Below are 15,127 nucleotides of genomic sequence, written 5' to 3'. Positions count from 1 at the left end.
GGCGCGATCATTCTTGCGATGTTTGTCGCGAAGCTAAGGTGCCCGCGCGGAAGGGGGCGAGATGTATCAACGACTATTCGAAGATTCGGGTATGAGGTTGATCCGCCGTACCGTCCATAGTTTCCAAATATCAACTAATTGAGACTCTGCCTGTAGCGTTGTTCTGAAATGCGCTGAGATTTAAGGCTTTAGCGGGCCAAATTGGGCTTCATTGTGTCAAAAATAAGTCCTGATCATTCATCATGTGTTAATCGTATTTCGTAGTTCTTGTGTGTCAGTAGTGAGTTCGTTCCTTGGTGAAAGTAGAGAGTGTATTGGGTTTTTCAAAGCGTCCGGGTTACGCGGAGAAGGGTGATCCTCAGGTTGCGTTGAACGCGCGCAGAGGTGGATTTGTGTATGGAACCAAAGTCGCGACGAAAGGCGGCTGGAAATTGGTCGAAGAGCTTTCTCCGGGCGATCAAGTGCGTACTTTGGACAATGGGTTTCAACAAGTTTGCCGCGTGGCTACGGACTGCATCGTAGTTCCGTCCAATGAAACCAATGTTGAAAACTTGCCGGTCCGCGTGCCGTCTCACGCGGTGTATAACGGACGTCCCGTCTGGCTTATGCCAGAACAGGGCGTGGCTTTGGACAACACCAAGTTCGATCCCGCGCCGACGAACATTCCGGTCAGTCTGCCGGTTGTCCCTGCAAGAGTGCTGAGCGGTATTTTCCGGATCACTTCTGATACACCGTCATCCTATTTTGACATTTGCTCCCTGTTTTTCGATCAGGACGAAGTGATCTATATCGAAGGTGGGTTTCGGGCATATTGCCCCTCCGGTCGCTTCGGGTCGCGAAATGTTGCGGGAAATGCGTCTTACGAGGTTATCGGAGGCGAAGCAGCCGCCGAGTTGATCTGTAAGACCGCGCACCGCCAGGACATTTCCATTCTGGCGAATTCGCTGGGTGCGTTACCTGCGCCGATTATGGAGCATCCGATCATCCCGATTAGGCCGATCAGAGGCAACCGTCGCCCGGGGCGCCCGGGGCGGCCAGTCGCGATGATCTAACCTGCTGGTCCGACTGACACGTAAGAAAGCTGGCGCATAGGATCATGCGCCAGCTTTTTTATCAGGCCGCTTTCGCCTCGGGGCCGAAGCGTCCGTAAAAGGACTGACCCTCTTCGGCCATCTCACGCAGCAGGGGCGGGCAGGCAAAGCGGTCGCCGTATTTCTCGGCCAGTTGATCGCAGCGCTCGGCCGCATAAGGCGCGCCGATGATGTCCAGCCAGCTAAGCGGGCCACCCGACCACGGCGCAAAGCCCCAACCCAGAATGGCACCGACGTCGCCTTCACGGATGTCTTCCAGAACACCTTCTTCAAGTGCACGCACTGCTTCCAGAACCTGCGCGAACATCAGTCGTTCCTGCACCTCGATCAGGTCAGGCTGATCTTCGGCCAACGGATACTTGTCCTGCAGGCCCCTCCAGTATTCGGTGCGCTTGCCCTTGTCGTCATAGTCGAAGAAGCCCGCATTTGCTTTGCGGCCCAGACGACCCTGTTCCTCCATCCAGAAAATCAGATCATCCGCCGGGCTTTCCGGATAGGCATCGCCCATCGCAGCTTTGGTTGCCCGCGCAATCTTGGCGCCCAGATCGATCGAGGTCTCATCCGTCAACTGGATCGGTCCAACCGGGAAACCCAGTTGCCGTGCGGCATTGTCGATCAGCACGGGGCTGACGCCCTCGGCGATCATGCGCACCCCCTCGTTGATATAGGGGATGATGCAACGGTTCGCGTAGAAGAAGCGCGCATCATTGACCACGATCGGTGTCTTGCGGATCTGGCGCACATAGTCCAGCGCCTTTGCGACCGCACGATCCCCGGTTTCCTTGCCCTTGATGATCTCGACCAGGAACATCTTCTCGACGGGCGAGAAGAAGTGGATGCCGATGAACTGATCTGAACGTACTGACGCCTTGGCCAGATCGGTGATTGGGAGCGTCGAGGTATTAGACGCAAAGATGCAATCGTCGGGGATGATCGCCTCGACCTTTTGGGTCATCTCAGCCTTCACGCCCATATCCTCGAAGACTGCTTCGATGATCAGGTCGCAGCCTTTGAGGCTCTCCAGGTCTGGCGTTGCGGTGATGCGGGCCAGCATGGCCTCTTTCTTTTCAGGCGTGACCTTGCCTCGCTTGATTCCCTTGTCCAGATAAGTCTCGGTGTATGCCTTGCCCTTGTCGGCGGCTTCCTGATCGCGGTCGATCAGAACCACTTCCATGCCGGCCTGTGCGGACACCAGCGCGATACCTGCACCCATCATGCCTGCACCCAGAACGCCGATCTTCTTGACCGATTGATCTGGAATGCCCTGCGGACGCACGGCACCTTTTTCCAACGCTTCCTTATTCAGGAACAGTGACCGGATCATGGCACCCGAGGACGGGTTCATCAGCACGGACGTGAACCAGCGCGCCTCGATCTTCAGTGCGGTGTCGAAATCGACCAGAGCCCCCTCATAAACAGCGCTCAAGAGCGCCTTAGCGGCTGGGAACGCACCTTGAGTTTTGCCATTCACCATCGCCGAGGCTCCGACGAAGTTCATGAAGCCGGCAGGATGGTAGGGTGCACCGCCCGGCATTTTGTAGCCTTTGGCGTCCCACGGTTTGACCAGATCAGCGTCCTTGGCGTTCAGCACCCATTCTTTGGCCGCAGCCATCGGGTCTGCCGCGATCTCGTCGATGTAACCTGCACCCTTGGCTTTTTTCACGTCCAGCATCTTGCCTTCCAGCAACAGCGGAGCCGCGCCAATCGCGCCGACCTTGCGGACCATGCGCGTGGTGCCGCCTGCGCCGGGGAAGATGCCGACCATGATCTCGGGCAGGCCATATTTCGCCTTGGGGTTCTCGGCGGCAAAGATACGGTGCGTGGACAGCGGCAGTTCCATCCCGATGCCCGCAGCGGTGCCGGGCAGAACGGTGGCAATCGGTTTGCCTCCCTTCTTGGTTTTTGGGTCCATGCCGGCCAATTCGATTTTGCGCAGCAGGGCGTGCATCTGCATCGTGCCCTCGAACAGACCCTTGGCCGGATCGTCGCCCGCCTGTTCCTTCATCACGGCCAGCAAGTTCAGGTCCATGCCGCCGGCGAAAGAGCCGTCCTTGCCCGATGTGATGATGATGCCTTTGACCTCGTCATCAGCCAGCGCCTGATCAATGCAGTCGCTCAGTTGCGCCAGCCCGTCAAAGGACATCACGTTCATGGTTTTGCCGGGTACGTCCCAAGTGATGATGCCTACACCATCGGCGTCTTTGGTCAGAGTAAACTCGGTCATTCGTCTTCTCCAATCTGGTCAGCCGTCAGCGGGCTGCCGTCCTTGCGGGTGAAGCGAAAGCCGTCGGCATCAAACTTCACCATCATATCTAAATCGCTGTAATAGGCGGTTTCTGTCGGGGTCCGTGTGCCCACCACCAAAAAGGTCGCGGGAGCATCGGTCTTGTTCACAAGGTGATGACCGTTGGTCTCACCTGCCGGGAATGTGGCGCAGTCACCGGGCTGCAATTCATGCTCTCCATCGTCGTCGATCAGCGTGCAGGTTCCACTGAGGACAATGGCGAACTCGTCCTGCTCCAAATGGTAGTGGCGCAGGGCGGACATGCCGTTGGGTTCGAGCCTCACGATGTTGACCCCGTACTGGGTCAATCCGCCAGCGTCGCCGATGCGCTGGACAAAGCGGCCGTCGCCTGCCTTGGCCAGCTTGCCGGGGTAACCCGAGCCGCCCTGAAACGGGATTTGAGAAATGTCAAGTTTGGGCATCAGACGCGCTCGATAATGGTTGCCGCACCCATCCCGGATGCGATGCAGAGTGTGGCCAGACCGGTTTCCTTGTCCTGACGCTCCAGCTCATCCAGAAGGGTGCCGATGATGATCGCGCCAGTTGCGCCAAGCGGGTGACCCATTGCGATGGAACCGCCGTTAACGTTGACCAGTTCGGGTTCGACATCAAACGCCTGCTGGAATCGCAACACGACCGAGGCGAAAGCTTCGTTCACTTCGAAAAGGTCCAGATCGCTGATCTTCATGCCGTTGTCCGCGAGGATCTTCTCGGTTACTGGAACCGGGCCGGTCAGCATGATGGTCGGGTCGGTGCCAATTTTCGCGGTGGCCTTGATGCGGGCGCGCGGTTTCAGGCCGTATTTCTCACCGAATTCCTTGTTGCCAATCAGAACGGCCGCCGCACCATCCACGATGCCCGAGCTGTTGCCCGCGTGGTGGATGTGGTTGATCTTTTCCAGATGCGGGTATTTCAGCATGGCGACTTTGTCGAAGCCCGGCATCTGCTCGCCCATCATTGCGAACGAGGGGTTCAGCGCGCCAAGGCTCTGCATGTCAGTACCGGGCCGCATGTACTCATCCCGGTCCAGAATGGTCAGGCCGTTCTGATCTTTGACAGTGATCACCGACTTTTTGAACCGGTTATCTGCCCATGCCTCTGCCGCTCGTTTCTGGGATTCCACTGCCAACGCGTCGGCCTGATCACGGTCGAAACCGTACTCGGTCGCAATGATATCGGCCGAGATACCCTGAGGGACGAAATAGGTCTCTATCGCCAGGGAAGGATCAACCGCAATCGCTGCACCGTCGCTGCCCATGGCCACGCGGCCCATCATCTCGACACCACCGGCGATGTAAGCCTCGCCCGCACCGCCCTTGACCTGGTTCGCGGCCAGGTTCACCGCTTCCATGCCGGAGGCGCAGAACCGGTTGATCGCCAGACCGGGGATCGATTGGTCCAGGTCAGATGCCAAAACCGCCGAGCGCGCCAGGCAGCCTCCCTGTTCCATCACCTGCGTGACGTTGCCCCAGATCACATCCTCAACGGCGTGGCCTTCCAGATTGTTCCGCTCTTTCATTGCGTTCAGGGTCACGGCGGACAGGCGCACCGAGGTTACCTCGTGCAGGCTCCCATCCTTGCGGCCCTTGCCGCGCGGGGTGCGCAGGGCGTCATAGATATAGGCTTCGGTCATGGGTTCTCTCCTCAAGCTCGATCCGACGGTTTGCCGGGCATCAGGTCATAGGGGTGTTTCCAGCCGGGCTGCTCAGACAGGCGCGTGAGCCAGGCGTCGATATGGGGCCAGTCGGCACGGTCAAAGCCGAATGGTTCGGGGTAATAGAGGTATCCGCAACAGCTGAGGTCAGCGTTGGTCAGCCCATCACCAACAACCCAATCGCGGCCGTCCAGATGCGAGTTCAGCACCTGATAAGCCGCCTTCAGCCGACCCTGATTGAAAGCAATGACGTCAGGGTTGCGGTGCTGTTCTGGCAGAAAGTTTATCAGAAAACGGGTCACTCCCGCCATTGAGCTGAGCTTGTGGTTGTCCCACAATACCCAACGGAAAATCTCATAGTTTTCGTCGCGATCCTTTCCGCCAAACTTTCCCGATTTTTCAGTTGCATAAGCCTGAATTGCGCCAGACTGCGTGGTTCGAAAATCGCCATCGATCATGACGGGCGCTTCACCCATGTCATTCACGTCTGTCCGGTATTCCGGCGTCCGAGTCTGGCCATTAAAGAAATCAACAAAGACTGGCTCCCATTCCAACCCTGACAACTCCAAAGCTAGCGCCGCTTTGTAGCAATTCCCGCTTTCTCCGAAGCAATGAAGTTTTATGGTCATGCGAACGCCCCTCCCGTGGCGTGTGTTGTTAGGTCGGAAATGAGTATTTGTGAAAAGATGAAGCTCATACGGTAACTTTTGATCAACATTCCTTTGCTCTAGTTGTCAGGCGGTACAGGCTGGAGAGCCGATGGCCGCAAAAGGTGAAGTCGTCCCTGTCCTGATGGCGAGCGCGCCCGGTGGCAGGGACGCATCTCATTTCATCTTTTCAAAAATACTCCCGCCGGAGGCATCTGGTCTTAAGGCCGGCGCCAACTTAGGGGTGGTGTGCATTCCCTACCGTTTGCGGGCCTCAAGCTCGGAATTGAAAATACGTAGGCGGTGGGTCAGATTCTCCTCGTCAATGACGCTATTGAAGTTTTCGAACAGAAAGGACAGGGCCTCGCCTTCATCCAACCCGGCCTCGCGCGCGAACCCTTTGAGTTTACGATAGCCATCTTCGGTCATTGCGACCGGAAAGCGGCGGGTCAGGCGAAATCGTTTTGGCATAACGTCTCCTCTGCAGAACCGGTTCCGGTACCGGGCACCGGAACCGGGTACTGATCAGAAATTCGCGACCTCCAGCGCCATGACCGTATCCGCGCCGGTTCGAATCCGGGCCAGATGCAGGGCGGTGGCAGGTAGGCGGCGGGCCATATAGAAGCGACCAGTGTTGATCTTGGTCTCGTAGAACACCTTGTCGGATGCGCCTCCGTCCAGAGCATCCTGCGCGGCTTTCGCCATCTGCGCCCACATCAGACCAAGGCAGACATGTCCGAACATGTGCATGAAGTCATAAGAGCCAGACAGGGCGTTGTTCGGGTTCTTCATACCTTCCTGCATAAAGTACATGCCAGCTGCCTGCAGGTCTTTGGAGGCGGCTTTCAGCGGTTCGATGAAGGCTTTGTCATAGGTTTCATCTTTGCCGCCATTCTCTTTGCAGAAGGTTTTGACCATCTCGAAGAACGCCATCACGTGCTTGCCGCCATCCTGCGCCAGCTTACGACCGACGAGATCCAGCGCCTGAACGCCGTTGGCGCCTTCGTAAATCATGGCGATACGGGCATCGCGAGTGTATTGCGACATGCCCGATTCCTCGATGTAGCCATGGCCACCATAGACCTGCTGCGCCTGAACGGTCATGTCATAGCCTTGATCGGTCAGGAATCCTTTGATGACTGGTGTCAGCAACGAGATCAGCCCATCCGCATCCTTGTCGCTCGAACGATGCGCTTTGTCGATCATCGTCGCGCCCCACAGGATGAACGCACGCGCGCCTTCGGTAAAGCTTTTCTGGTCCATCAGATTGCGGCGGATATCGGGGTGAACGATCAGTGGGTCAGCTGGGCCGTCCGGGTTTTTCACGCCGGTCACGTCGCGACCTTGCAGGCGATCCTTGGCATATTCCAAGGCGTTCTGGAATGCTGCCTCGGCCTGAGACAGGCCTTGCATGCCCACCCCCAAACGCGCTTCGTTCATCATGGTGAACATGGCGCGCATGCCTTTGTGCTCCTCTCCCAGCAGCCAGCCGGTGGCTTCGTCATAGTTCATGACACAGGTCGAGTTGCCGTGGATGCCCATCTTCTCTTCGATCTTGCCGACCGAGACGCCGTTGCGCTCACCCAGTGAACCATCTTCGTTAACAATGAACTTGGGCACGATAAACAAGGACACGCCCTTGATACCTTCGGGACCGCCGGGGATCTTGGCCAGAACAAGGTGGATGATGTTGTCGGCCATGTCGTGATCACCGGCCGAGATAAAGATCTTCTGGCCCGATATCTTGTAGGAGCCATCGCCCTGCGGTTCCGCCTTGGTGCGCATCAGGCCCAGATCGGTGCCGCAATGCGGCTCGGTCAGGTTCATGGTGCCGGTCCATTCGCAGCTAACCATGTTCGGCAGGTATTTGTTCTTCTGCTCGTCGGTGCCATGCGCCAGGATGGCGGACGCCGCGCCATGGGTCAGGCCCTGATACATCACAAACGCCTGGTTCGCGCCCGAGAACATCTCGCCCACTGCCGTTCCCAGAACATAGGGCATGTTCTGGCCACCGTACTCTTCGGGCATGTCCAGGCCGGTCCAACCGCCTTCTTTCATCTGCTCGAAGGCATCTTTGAATCCTGTGGGTGTATACACGATGCCGTTTTCCAACCGGCACCCTTCTGTGTCTCCTACCACGTTCAGCGGGTGCAGAACGTTGGTGGCAACTTTGCCAGCTTCTTCCAGAACGGCGCCTGTAAACTCGGCTTCCAGTTCGCTGTACCCCGGAATATCCGATTTCGAGACTTTCAGAACATCGTGCAGAATGAACTGAGTGTCTTTGGTAGGCGCGTTGTAAACGGGCATATGAAGCTCCCTTAATTTCAGATGTCCGGGGTTGGGACCGCGAGGGTTACCCGGCGGCCTTTTTCTCGTGTTTCATCGAGGCGATGACTTTCTCGCCCCAACGCAACTGTTCCTTCAATTCGTCAATGGCCTGAGTGAGTTCTTCCTTGCGGGTTTCCATGTCTGCCAGACGTTCCCGCGCAATTTCATATGTACGGGTCATCTGAGTCAGTTGCTGGTCACCGACATGGTACAGATCCAGCAATTGCCGGATCTCCTCCAGGCTGAACCCAAAGCGCTTGCCGCGCAGGATCAGTTTCAGGCGCGCGCGGTCACGTTTGGTGAACAAACGCTTTTGCCCCTCACGGATCGGAAACAAAAGTTCCTTTGCCTCGTAAAACCGCAATGTGCGTGGTGTAACATCGTACGTCTCGCACATTTCACGTATGGTCATCAGGTCTTCGGTCATGGTTTCAGCACTCTCGTCACTGGCGTCTATCAAAGTTAGTTGCGCAGTCGATGCGCACGTTACAACACGGAGATGACGTTCACGTAATGCAAACGCTACGTCACAAATAAGTTGACGTAGCATCCTCTCGCGTCAAGGTGCGGTTTACCTACTTTTTGGGACGTTACGTAACGGAATTTCGGTGGGTGAGGCGCCCGAGCGCCTTATCGCGAAACACAAACCTGGAACGGGGCCATGAAACTCCGCTCAATTAAGCTAATGCACTACGTGTAATAAGGGTCCGTCGGTCGATCAGGTCAGTGACCTGGCGGTCTGATCGCGCATTTCCTGCAAGGCTTCGATCGCCTCATCCAGCTGCTGCCTTTGTTTATGCAACTCGATCACCTGTTGATCCGCCATATCCACGAAAGCCGCCATCTGCGCCTGATTCCCCTGATCCTCATAGATCAGCAGCCACTGGCGGATGTCTTCCAGTGGAAATCCATATTTGCGGCCACGCATGATCAGTGTCATCCGCGCGCACTCGCGGGGGCCGTAGAAACGCGATCTGCCTTCCCGCTCTGGCTGCAGCAGCTCTATATATTCATAGTAGCGCAGGGTACGTGGAGTCACTTCGAACTCGGCGCACATCTCTTTGAATGACAAACGTTTGTCGGACATTCCTGGCCTCCTTGATCGCAAGTTAGGCCGTCGTGACGGCAAGCGCAACAGTCGGGCTTGCCCTTTGCGCCACCAGAGGCACATAAAGAGGCGATCAGACGACAGGAGCCATCAATATGGCGGGCATATTGAAAATAGCGCGTCAGTTCATTGAAGCCATTCCGCATGCCAATGCGTTGGGTTTGGAGCTGACCAAAATCGGCAATGGTGAGGCGGAAATCACCATGTCATATAACGAGGCTCTGATAGGTGACCCGCGGACCGGTGTGATCCATGGCGGCGCCATATCCACGATGTTGGACACCTGTTGCGGAGCAGCAGTAATGAGTCATCCGTTCGCGCCCAGCAGCACAGCAACCATTGATCTGCGCATCGATTACATGCGTGCGGCGACACCGGGTCAGACCATCACAACCCGCGCGACCTGCTATCATATCACGCGAAACGTGGCCTTTGTTCGTGCTACTGCCAGCGACGAAGATCAGGAAAATCCGGTCGCGACAGCCTCCGGCGCGTTCACAGTGGAGGGCAAGTGATATGGCCCGCTCCCGTCCCGAACCCATGCAGGTGGTCAAGCAACGTCGCGATGCGGCCCTGAACGCAATTGTCGAAGGTGTTCCGTATATCCGGTTCCTCAATATCAGTTTCGACCGTCGGGGGGATGAACTGACCGGCGTGCTGAATTTTGACGAGAAACTGATCGGAAACCCTCTGCTGCCCGCATTGCACGGGGGGGTGACGGCGGCGTTCCTCGAAGTGACTGCCGTCATCACGTTGAGTTGGGAATACTTCTTTCCGCGCATCGAAAGCGGCGAACTGGACGCTAGTGATATTTTCGGGGACGAGACCGTGCGATTTCCGAAAACCGTCGATTTCACAGTCGATTATCTGCGGTCTGGTTTGCCACGTGATGCGTATGCGCGGGCCTTTGTCAGCCGGTTGGGGCGACGCTATGCCTCGGTTCGGGTCGAGACATGGCAGGACAATCACGCGCGCCCGTTTGCTCAGGCCACCGGTCATTTTTTGATGCCGCAACCCAAACCGGAAAAAGAGTAAGTCATTATGCAGGTCGCCTCGGCACCCCTCACGCATAAGCGGGTGTTGAAAATCGCCGTTCCTATCGTGCTGTCCAACGCCACTGTACCGATTCTGGGCGCAGTAGATACCGGCGTGGTCGGGCAGATGGGTCTGGCGGCGCCAATCGGGGCCGTCGGAATGGGCGCCGTGATCCTGGCCAGCATCTATTGGATCTTTGGATTCCTTCGCATGGGAACAACCGGTCTTGTTGCGCAGGCGCGCGGGGCAGGGGAAACGGCGGAAACCGGAGCCCTGCTGATGCGCGGGCTACTGCTTGGCGGCACGGCGGGGCTGTTCTTTATCCTGACCCAGATCTGGGTGTTCTGGGGCGCTTTTGCCCTCTCACCCGCAAGCCCCGAGGTCGAGGCGCTGACGCGGGATTACCTGCAGATCCGAATCTGGGGTGCCCCTGCAACGATTGCACTGTTTGCCGTGACGGGTTGGCTGATCGCGGTCGAACGAACCCGTGGCGTATTCGTTCTGCAAGTTTGGATGAACGGGCTGAACATCCTGTTGGATCTGTGGTTCGTACTTGGCCTCGGATGGGGTGTGGAAGGCGTTGCCATTGCGACCCTGATCGCTGAATGGACCGGGCTGGCGCTGGGCCTGTGGCTGTGTCGGCGCGCGTTCGGCGGCAACCAGTGGCGTGACTGGCCCCGGATTTTCGATGCGGCACGGTTACGGCGGATGATGCAGGTGAATGGGGATATCATGATCCGGTCCGTCCTTCTGACCGGGGCGTTTACCACATTTCTGTTCGTGGGCTCGGATCTGGGAGACGTGAATCTTGCTGCCAATCAGGTGTTGCTGCAATTCCTTGAGATCACCGCCTTCGCTCTGGACGGGTTCGCCTTTTCCGCCGAGGCACTGGTCGGCAGCGCGGTCGGCGCGCGGGACCGGTATCAGGTCCGGCGCGCGTCGATCATGGCCTCGCAATGGGGCGTGGGAGGGGCCCTTGCTTTGGGGATGGTGTTCTATCTTGCTGGGCCTGCTCTGATCGACTTAATGTCGACATCGCCCGACGTTCGGATCGCGGCGCGGGAATACCTGATCTGGGCGGCGCTGGCACCGGTAATTGGCGTGGCAAGCTGGATGTTCGACGGCATCTATATCGGGGCCACCTGGACCCGCGCGATGCGCAACGCAATGATTCAGTCGGTCGCGATCTATGTGGTGGCGCTTTTCCTTCTGGTGCCGATCCTTGGCAATCACGGACTGTGGGCCGCTCTGATGATTCTGAACATCGCGCGCGGCGTCACACTAGGGTGGCGCTATCCCCGGCTTGAGGCGCAGGTGGCCTAGAGCAGTTCTAATAGGTTCTCGGGCGGGCGCCCAATAGCCGCCTTGCCGCCAGAAATAGCCAGTGGGCGTTCAATCAGGATCGGGTTCTCGGCCATGGCTTGTATCAAGTCGCCTTCGGGCGATGTTTTGGTCAGGCCCAGTTCTTTGAACTGCTTTTCGCCCGTGCGCACCATGTCGATGGCGGCGCTGCCCAATTGGTCAAGCACGGCGCGAAGCTCGTCGGCTGAGGGGGCATCCTCAAGGTATTTACGAACCTCGACCTCCGCGCCGTTCTCTTCAAGCAGAGCCAGCCCGGCGCGGGATTTCGAACAACGGGGGTTGTGCCAGTACTCTATCACAGCCAGTCCTCTCTTTTACTTCCAACAGCTTGCGCGACTGAGTTGAACCCGTCCTGCGCCAACAATTCATCCAAACCCTTTGCGATCTCTGCTGCCAAAGAAATGCCGCCATAAACCAAGGCGGTATAGAGCTGCACGGCAGAAGCACCGGCGCAAACTTTGGTATAGGCTTGCTGTGCATTGCTGATGCCGCCCACACCGATCAGAGGGATATTCCCGCCGGTCAATTGGCTGAGACGCGCCAGAACCCGCGTCGATTTTTCGAATAAAGGAGCGCCGGACAGACCACCGGTTTCGCTCTTGTGGGCGCTGCGCAAGCCCTCGCGGGACAGGGTTGTGTTGGTGGCGATAATGGCGTCTACCCCGGTCTCGACGGCCACGTCGGCGATGTCCTGCAACTCGGACCCGGTCAGATCAGGGGCGATTTTCAGGAAAATGGGCAAAGGACGGGGCAGCGCATTACGCGTTTCGATCACGCCGCCCAACAGCGCACCCAGCGCGGCCTTGCCCTGCAAGTCCCGCAGTTTCTCGGTGTTGGGCGAAGAGACGTTGACCGTGGCGAAATCCAGATTTGCGGCGCAATGGGCCAAAACTTTGGCAAAGTCACCGGGACGGTCGTCGCTGTCCTTGTTCGCACCAAGGTTCAGACCGATCACCGCATCCTTGGGACGGTTGGCCAGGCGGTCGGCCATGACCTCCATACCTTCGTTGTTGAAGCCAAAGCGATTGATGGCGGCTTTGTCCTCGGTCAGGCGGAACAGGCGGGGTTTGGGATTTCCGGGCTGCGGGCGTGGAGTGACGGCGCCGACTTCGATGAACCCGAAGCCCGAGCGCGACAAAGGCGTCAGAACCTCTCCGTTCTTGTCAAAGCCAGCTGCCAGACCAACCGGGTTTGGCAGGCCCAACCCGGCAATACGGGTCTGTAAGCGGGGCGACGTCACGGGTCCCGGTGAAGGGGCAAGTCCAGCCTTCAACGCCTTTATCGACATCCCATGGGCGGTTTCGGGGTCCATCCGGTGCAGGACAGCCAGGCCCAGTTTCTCAGTCAATTTCATCCGAACGCACCTCGGCCTTGAGTTGGTGCACAGGGGTTCAGCCGTGAAGTCTCTGCGGCCGCTTGCCTGTGTTTCGCTGCCGCCTGGTCTATGGGCTCAGCGCCCATCTCAAGAAATGCGTGCGCGGTGGGGTGGCGCGCGATGAAAGCCCCGAATTGGGCGCGGTCGGGATTGATGAGAATAGTCACTTCATCTCCTTGGGGAATTGGTGGACTTCACCAACAAAGGGCAAGGGGCGCGACCACACCACATCAGTCATGCGGATCTTGCGGTAGAGATGCGGGAACAGCGCGCCCCCGCGCGAAGCCTCCCATTTCAGGTCATCGCCCATCGCATCCGCATCGCAGGCCAACAGGGTCAAACCTTCGACCCCCGAAAAATGCTTGGTGGCGGTCTCGGCGGCCTGTTTGGCGGTCGAGAAATGGACATACCCGTCCGAAATATCTATCGGTGCCCCGTCCGAGGCTCCCTGAGCCTGCAACGTGGCCCATTCGTCGGCCCGGAAAATCTTGTAAATCAGCATGGTGCCGTGATGCCCCGCGCGCCGGGTAGAATCAACCCGGATTTCCCCCTTTGACTCTTTGGATTACACGTCGCACCATCGCGGCCAATAACAACTGGGAGTATCAAAATGTTCACGCGCTTATTGGCTTCAGCAGCCGTTCTGGGCCTGACCGCAGGCATGGCAGCCGCTGAATATAAACTGACGATTCTGCACACCAACGATTTCCACTCACGTTTTGAGCCGATCAACAAATACGACAGCGGTTGCGGTGCCGAGGATAACGCCGAAGGCAAATGCTTCGGCGGCTCCGCGCGTCTGGTGACCGCAGTGAATGAGGCGCGCGGACGCGCCGAAAACTCGATTCTTGTGGACGGTGGAGACCAGTTTCAAGGGTCGCTGTTCTACACCTATTACAAAGGCAAAGTCGCGGCTGAGTTTATGAACAAGCTGGGCTATAATGCGATGACAGTCGGAAACCACGAATTTGACGATGGCCCAGAGGTCCTGCGCGGCTTTATCGACTCTGTTGATTTTCCGGTGCTGATGTCGAATGCCGATATTGCCGATGAAGAACTGCTGACCGACAAGATCAAGAAATCCACTGTCATCGAAGTGGGCGGGCAGAAGATCGGGCTGATCGGCCTGACGCCAGAAGATACCCATGACATAGCTTCGCCCGGTCCGAACATCACGTTCTCGGATCCGGTTCCGGCGGTTCAGGCCGAGGTCGACAAACTGACCGGTGAGGGGGTCAACAAGATCATCGTACTCAGCCACTCGGGCTATGGTGTTGACCAGCGCGTAGCGCAGGAAACGACTGGTGTGGACGTGATCGTAGGAGGCCACTCGAATACCTACCTGTCGAACACGTCCGACAAAGCCGCAGGGCCTTACCCAACCGTAGTCAACGGTGTTCAGATCGTGCAGGCCTATGCCTATGGCAAATTCCTGGGCGAGTTGAACGTGACATTTGACGACGACGGCAATGTGGTCGAGGCGGTAGGCGAGCCGTTGATCATGGACAACGCTGTGACCGAAGACCGGGCCGCACTGGACCGCATCGCGGAACTTGCCGTTCCGTTGGATGAAATCCGCAACAAGGTGGTCGCAAACGCTGCTGACTCTATCGAAGGAGACCGGTCCATCTGCCGCGTGCAGGAATGTGAGATGGGCAACCTTGTGGCAGACGCCATGCTGGAGCGGGTGGCGGATCAGGGCGCTCAGATAGCGATCGCAAACTCGGGTGGCTTGCGTGCTTCGATTGATCCGGGTGACGTGACAATGGGCGAAGTGCTGACGGTGCTGCCATTCCAGAACACGCTGTCGACCTTCGAGATCAGCGGGCAGGGTGTCATCGACGCTCTGGAAAACGGTGTCAGCCAGGTCGAAGAGGTCAAGGGGCGTTTCCCGCAGGTCGCTGGCCTGACCTTCACCTGGGACCCCGCGGTCGCGCCGAACGAAGGACGAGTGTCCGAGGTCATGGTCGCAGAAGGAGACGGGTTCGTCCCGATTGATCCTTCGGCTACCTACCTGGTGGTCACGAACAACTACGTTCGCAACGGTGGCGACGGGTACAGCATGTTCGAAGGTGAGGACAAGAACGCTTACGACTTTGGGCCGGATCTGGCAGATGTTACAGCCGAATACCTGGCGAAAAACGCGCCGTACCAGCCCTATCTGGATGGCCGTATCAAGCAAAAGTAAGCCTGTACCAAGAAATGAAAAAAGGCCGCATCCAAGAATGCGGCCTTTTTTTCAG

General features: G+C 57.8%; 16 protein-coding genes. 5 read left to right on the top strand and 11 right to left on the bottom strand.

Annotated features, from left to right (window positions below; all coding sequences use genetic code 11):
• Nucleotides 1–314: 314 nt before the first annotated feature.
• On the top strand, nt 315–1,052 hold the full coding sequence (locus tag GOX66_RS17910; RefSeq protein ID WP_237212661.1) for a Hint domain-containing protein: 738 nt from the start codon (nt 315–317) through the stop codon (nt 1,050–1,052).
• A 61-nt stretch (nt 1,053–1,113) separates the two neighbouring features.
• On the opposite strand, the gene GOX66_RS17905 is transcribed toward GOX66_RS17910, so the two are convergent.
• From GOX66_RS17905 to GOX66_RS17870, 8 genes are all read right to left on the bottom strand, one after another.
• Nucleotides 1,114–3,315, bottom strand: coding sequence for a 3-hydroxyacyl-CoA dehydrogenase NAD-binding domain-containing protein (locus GOX66_RS17905; RefSeq protein ID WP_170764149.1), 2,202 nt, complete (start codon nt 3,313–3,315; stop codon nt 1,114–1,116).
• Nucleotides 3,312–3,797 carry a cupin domain-containing protein gene (locus tag GOX66_RS17900; protein ID WP_170764147.1) on the bottom strand — a complete coding sequence of 162 codons (486 nt, stop codon included), beginning with the start codon at nt 3,795–3,797 and terminating at the stop codon, nt 3,312–3,314. The genes GOX66_RS17905 and GOX66_RS17900 overlap by 4 nt, the downstream gene beginning before the upstream one ends.
• Nucleotides 3,797–5,008: an acetyl-CoA C-acetyltransferase gene (locus GOX66_RS17895; protein ID WP_170764145.1), complete on the bottom strand. Its 1,212-nt coding sequence runs from the start codon at nt 5,006–5,008 to the stop codon at nt 3,797–3,799. Before GOX66_RS17895 ends, GOX66_RS17900 begins: the two co-directional genes overlap by 1 nt.
• Before the next feature lie 11 nt (nt 5,009–5,019).
• Complete coding sequence (locus tag GOX66_RS17890; protein WP_170764143.1) at nt 5,020–5,658, bottom strand: glutathione S-transferase family protein; 639 nt, start codon at nt 5,656–5,658, stop codon at nt 5,020–5,022.
• 276 nt (nt 5,659–5,934) lie between these two features.
• Nucleotides 5,935–6,147: a hypothetical protein gene (locus GOX66_RS17885; protein WP_005981899.1), complete on the bottom strand. Its 213-nt coding sequence runs from the start codon at nt 6,145–6,147 to the stop codon at nt 5,935–5,937.
• Between the two features lie 54 nt (nt 6,148–6,201).
• Nucleotides 6,202–7,983 carry an acyl-CoA dehydrogenase C-terminal domain-containing protein gene (locus tag GOX66_RS17880; protein WP_170764141.1) on the bottom strand — a complete coding sequence of 594 codons (1,782 nt, stop codon included), beginning with the start codon at nt 7,981–7,983 and terminating at the stop codon, nt 6,202–6,204.
• Nucleotides 7,984–8,029: 46 nt separating this feature from the next.
• Complete coding sequence (locus GOX66_RS17875) at nt 8,030–8,431, bottom strand: MerR family transcriptional regulator (protein WP_170764139.1); 402 nt, start codon at nt 8,429–8,431, stop codon at nt 8,030–8,032.
• 291 nt (nt 8,432–8,722) lie between these two features.
• Nucleotides 8,723–9,091, bottom strand: coding sequence for a MerR family transcriptional regulator (locus GOX66_RS17870; protein WP_170764137.1), 369 nt, complete (start codon nt 9,089–9,091; stop codon nt 8,723–8,725).
• Between the two features lie 116 nt (nt 9,092–9,207).
• Between GOX66_RS17870 and GOX66_RS17865 the strand changes: the two genes are divergently transcribed.
• The 3 genes from GOX66_RS17865 to GOX66_RS17855 are packed head-to-tail and all read left to right on the top strand — an operon-like array spanning nt 9,208 to nt 11,470.
• Nucleotides 9,208–9,627: a PaaI family thioesterase gene (locus GOX66_RS17865; protein WP_170764135.1), complete on the top strand. Its 420-nt coding sequence runs from the start codon at nt 9,208–9,210 to the stop codon at nt 9,625–9,627.
• 1 nt (nt 9,628) lies between these two features.
• Nucleotides 9,629–10,147, top strand: coding sequence for a PaaI family thioesterase (locus GOX66_RS17860; protein WP_170764133.1), 519 nt, complete (start codon nt 9,629–9,631; stop codon nt 10,145–10,147).
• A gap of 6 nt (nt 10,148–10,153) precedes the next feature.
• Complete coding sequence (locus tag GOX66_RS17855) at nt 10,154–11,470, top strand: MATE family efflux transporter (protein ID WP_170764132.1); 1,317 nt, start codon at nt 10,154–10,156, stop codon at nt 11,468–11,470.
• On the opposite strand, the gene arsC is transcribed toward GOX66_RS17855, so the two are convergent.
• From arsC to GOX66_RS17840, 3 genes are all read right to left on the bottom strand, one after another.
• Nucleotides 11,467–11,808: an arsenate reductase (glutaredoxin) gene (arsC, locus tag GOX66_RS17850; protein ID WP_170764131.1), complete on the bottom strand. Its 342-nt coding sequence runs from the start codon at nt 11,806–11,808 to the stop codon at nt 11,467–11,469. The genes GOX66_RS17855 and arsC overlap by 4 nt on opposite strands.
• Complete coding sequence (locus tag GOX66_RS17845; RefSeq protein ID WP_170764130.1) at nt 11,805–12,863, bottom strand: quinone-dependent dihydroorotate dehydrogenase; 1,059 nt, start codon at nt 12,861–12,863, stop codon at nt 11,805–11,807. Before GOX66_RS17845 ends, arsC begins: the two co-directional genes overlap by 4 nt.
• 184 nt (nt 12,864–13,047) lie before the next feature.
• On the bottom strand, nt 13,048–13,386 hold the full coding sequence (locus tag GOX66_RS17840; protein WP_170764129.1) for a DUF952 domain-containing protein: 339 nt from the start codon (nt 13,384–13,386) through the stop codon (nt 13,048–13,050).
• Between the two features lie 108 nt (nt 13,387–13,494).
• Here GOX66_RS17840 and GOX66_RS17835 point away from each other — a divergent pair, with 108 nt between their 5' ends.
• Complete coding sequence (locus tag GOX66_RS17835) at nt 13,495–15,072, top strand: bifunctional metallophosphatase/5'-nucleotidase (RefSeq protein ID WP_170764128.1); 1,578 nt, start codon at nt 13,495–13,497, stop codon at nt 15,070–15,072.
• The last annotated feature ends 55 nt before the right edge of the window (nt 15,073–15,127 follow it).

It is taken from the genome of Ruegeria lacuscaerulensis (genome assembly GCF_013031245.1).
Taxonomy (GTDB): Bacteria; Pseudomonadota; Alphaproteobacteria; order Rhodobacterales; family Rhodobacteraceae; genus Ruegeria; species Ruegeria lacuscaerulensis_C.
The sequence above is the reverse complement of the archived record's forward strand: the minus strand, read 5'-3'. Positions and strand labels throughout refer to the sequence as shown.

Excerpts from the sequence above, each read along its gene's own strand:
- GOX66_RS17905 (WP_170764149.1), bottom strand. The coding sequence starts at position 3,315 with ATGACCGAGTTTACTCTGACCAAAGACGCCGATGGTGTAGGCATCATC.
- GOX66_RS17900 (WP_170764147.1), bottom strand. The coding sequence starts at position 3,797 with ATGCCCAAACTTGACATTTCTCAAATCCCGTTTCAGGGCGGCTCGGGT.
- GOX66_RS17895 (WP_170764145.1), bottom strand. The coding sequence starts at position 5,008 with ATGACCGAAGCCTATATCTATGACGCCCTGCGCACCCCGCGCGGCAAG.
- GOX66_RS17890 (WP_170764143.1), bottom strand. The coding sequence starts at position 5,658 with ATGACCATAAAACTTCATTGCTTCGGAGAAAGCGGGAATTGCTACAAA.
- GOX66_RS17885 (WP_005981899.1), bottom strand. The coding sequence starts at position 6,147 with ATGCCAAAACGATTTCGCCTGACCCGCCGCTTTCCGGTCGCAATGACC.
- GOX66_RS17880 (WP_170764141.1), bottom strand. The coding sequence starts at position 7,983 with ATGCCCGTTTACAACGCGCCTACCAAAGACACTCAGTTCATTCTGCAC.
- GOX66_RS17875 (WP_170764139.1), bottom strand. The coding sequence starts at position 8,431 with ATGACCGAAGACCTGATGACCATACGTGAAATGTGCGAGACGTACGAT.
- GOX66_RS17870 (WP_170764137.1), bottom strand. The coding sequence starts at position 9,091 with ATGTCCGACAAACGTTTGTCATTCAAAGAGATGTGCGCCGAGTTCGAA.
- GOX66_RS17865 (WP_170764135.1), top strand. The coding sequence starts at position 9,208 with ATGGCGGGCATATTGAAAATAGCGCGTCAGTTCATTGAAGCCATTCCG.
- GOX66_RS17860 (WP_170764133.1), top strand. The coding sequence starts at position 9,629 with ATGGCCCGCTCCCGTCCCGAACCCATGCAGGTGGTCAAGCAACGTCGC.
- GOX66_RS17855 (WP_170764132.1), top strand. The coding sequence starts at position 10,154 with ATGCAGGTCGCCTCGGCACCCCTCACGCATAAGCGGGTGTTGAAAATC.
- GOX66_RS17845 (WP_170764130.1), bottom strand. The coding sequence starts at position 12,863 with ATGAAATTGACTGAGAAACTGGGCCTGGCTGTCCTGCACCGGATGGAC.
- GOX66_RS17840 (WP_170764129.1), bottom strand. The coding sequence starts at position 13,386 with ATGCTGATTTACAAGATTTTCCGGGCCGACGAATGGGCCACGTTGCAG.
- GOX66_RS17835 (WP_170764128.1), top strand. The coding sequence starts at position 13,495 with ATGTTCACGCGCTTATTGGCTTCAGCAGCCGTTCTGGGCCTGACCGCA.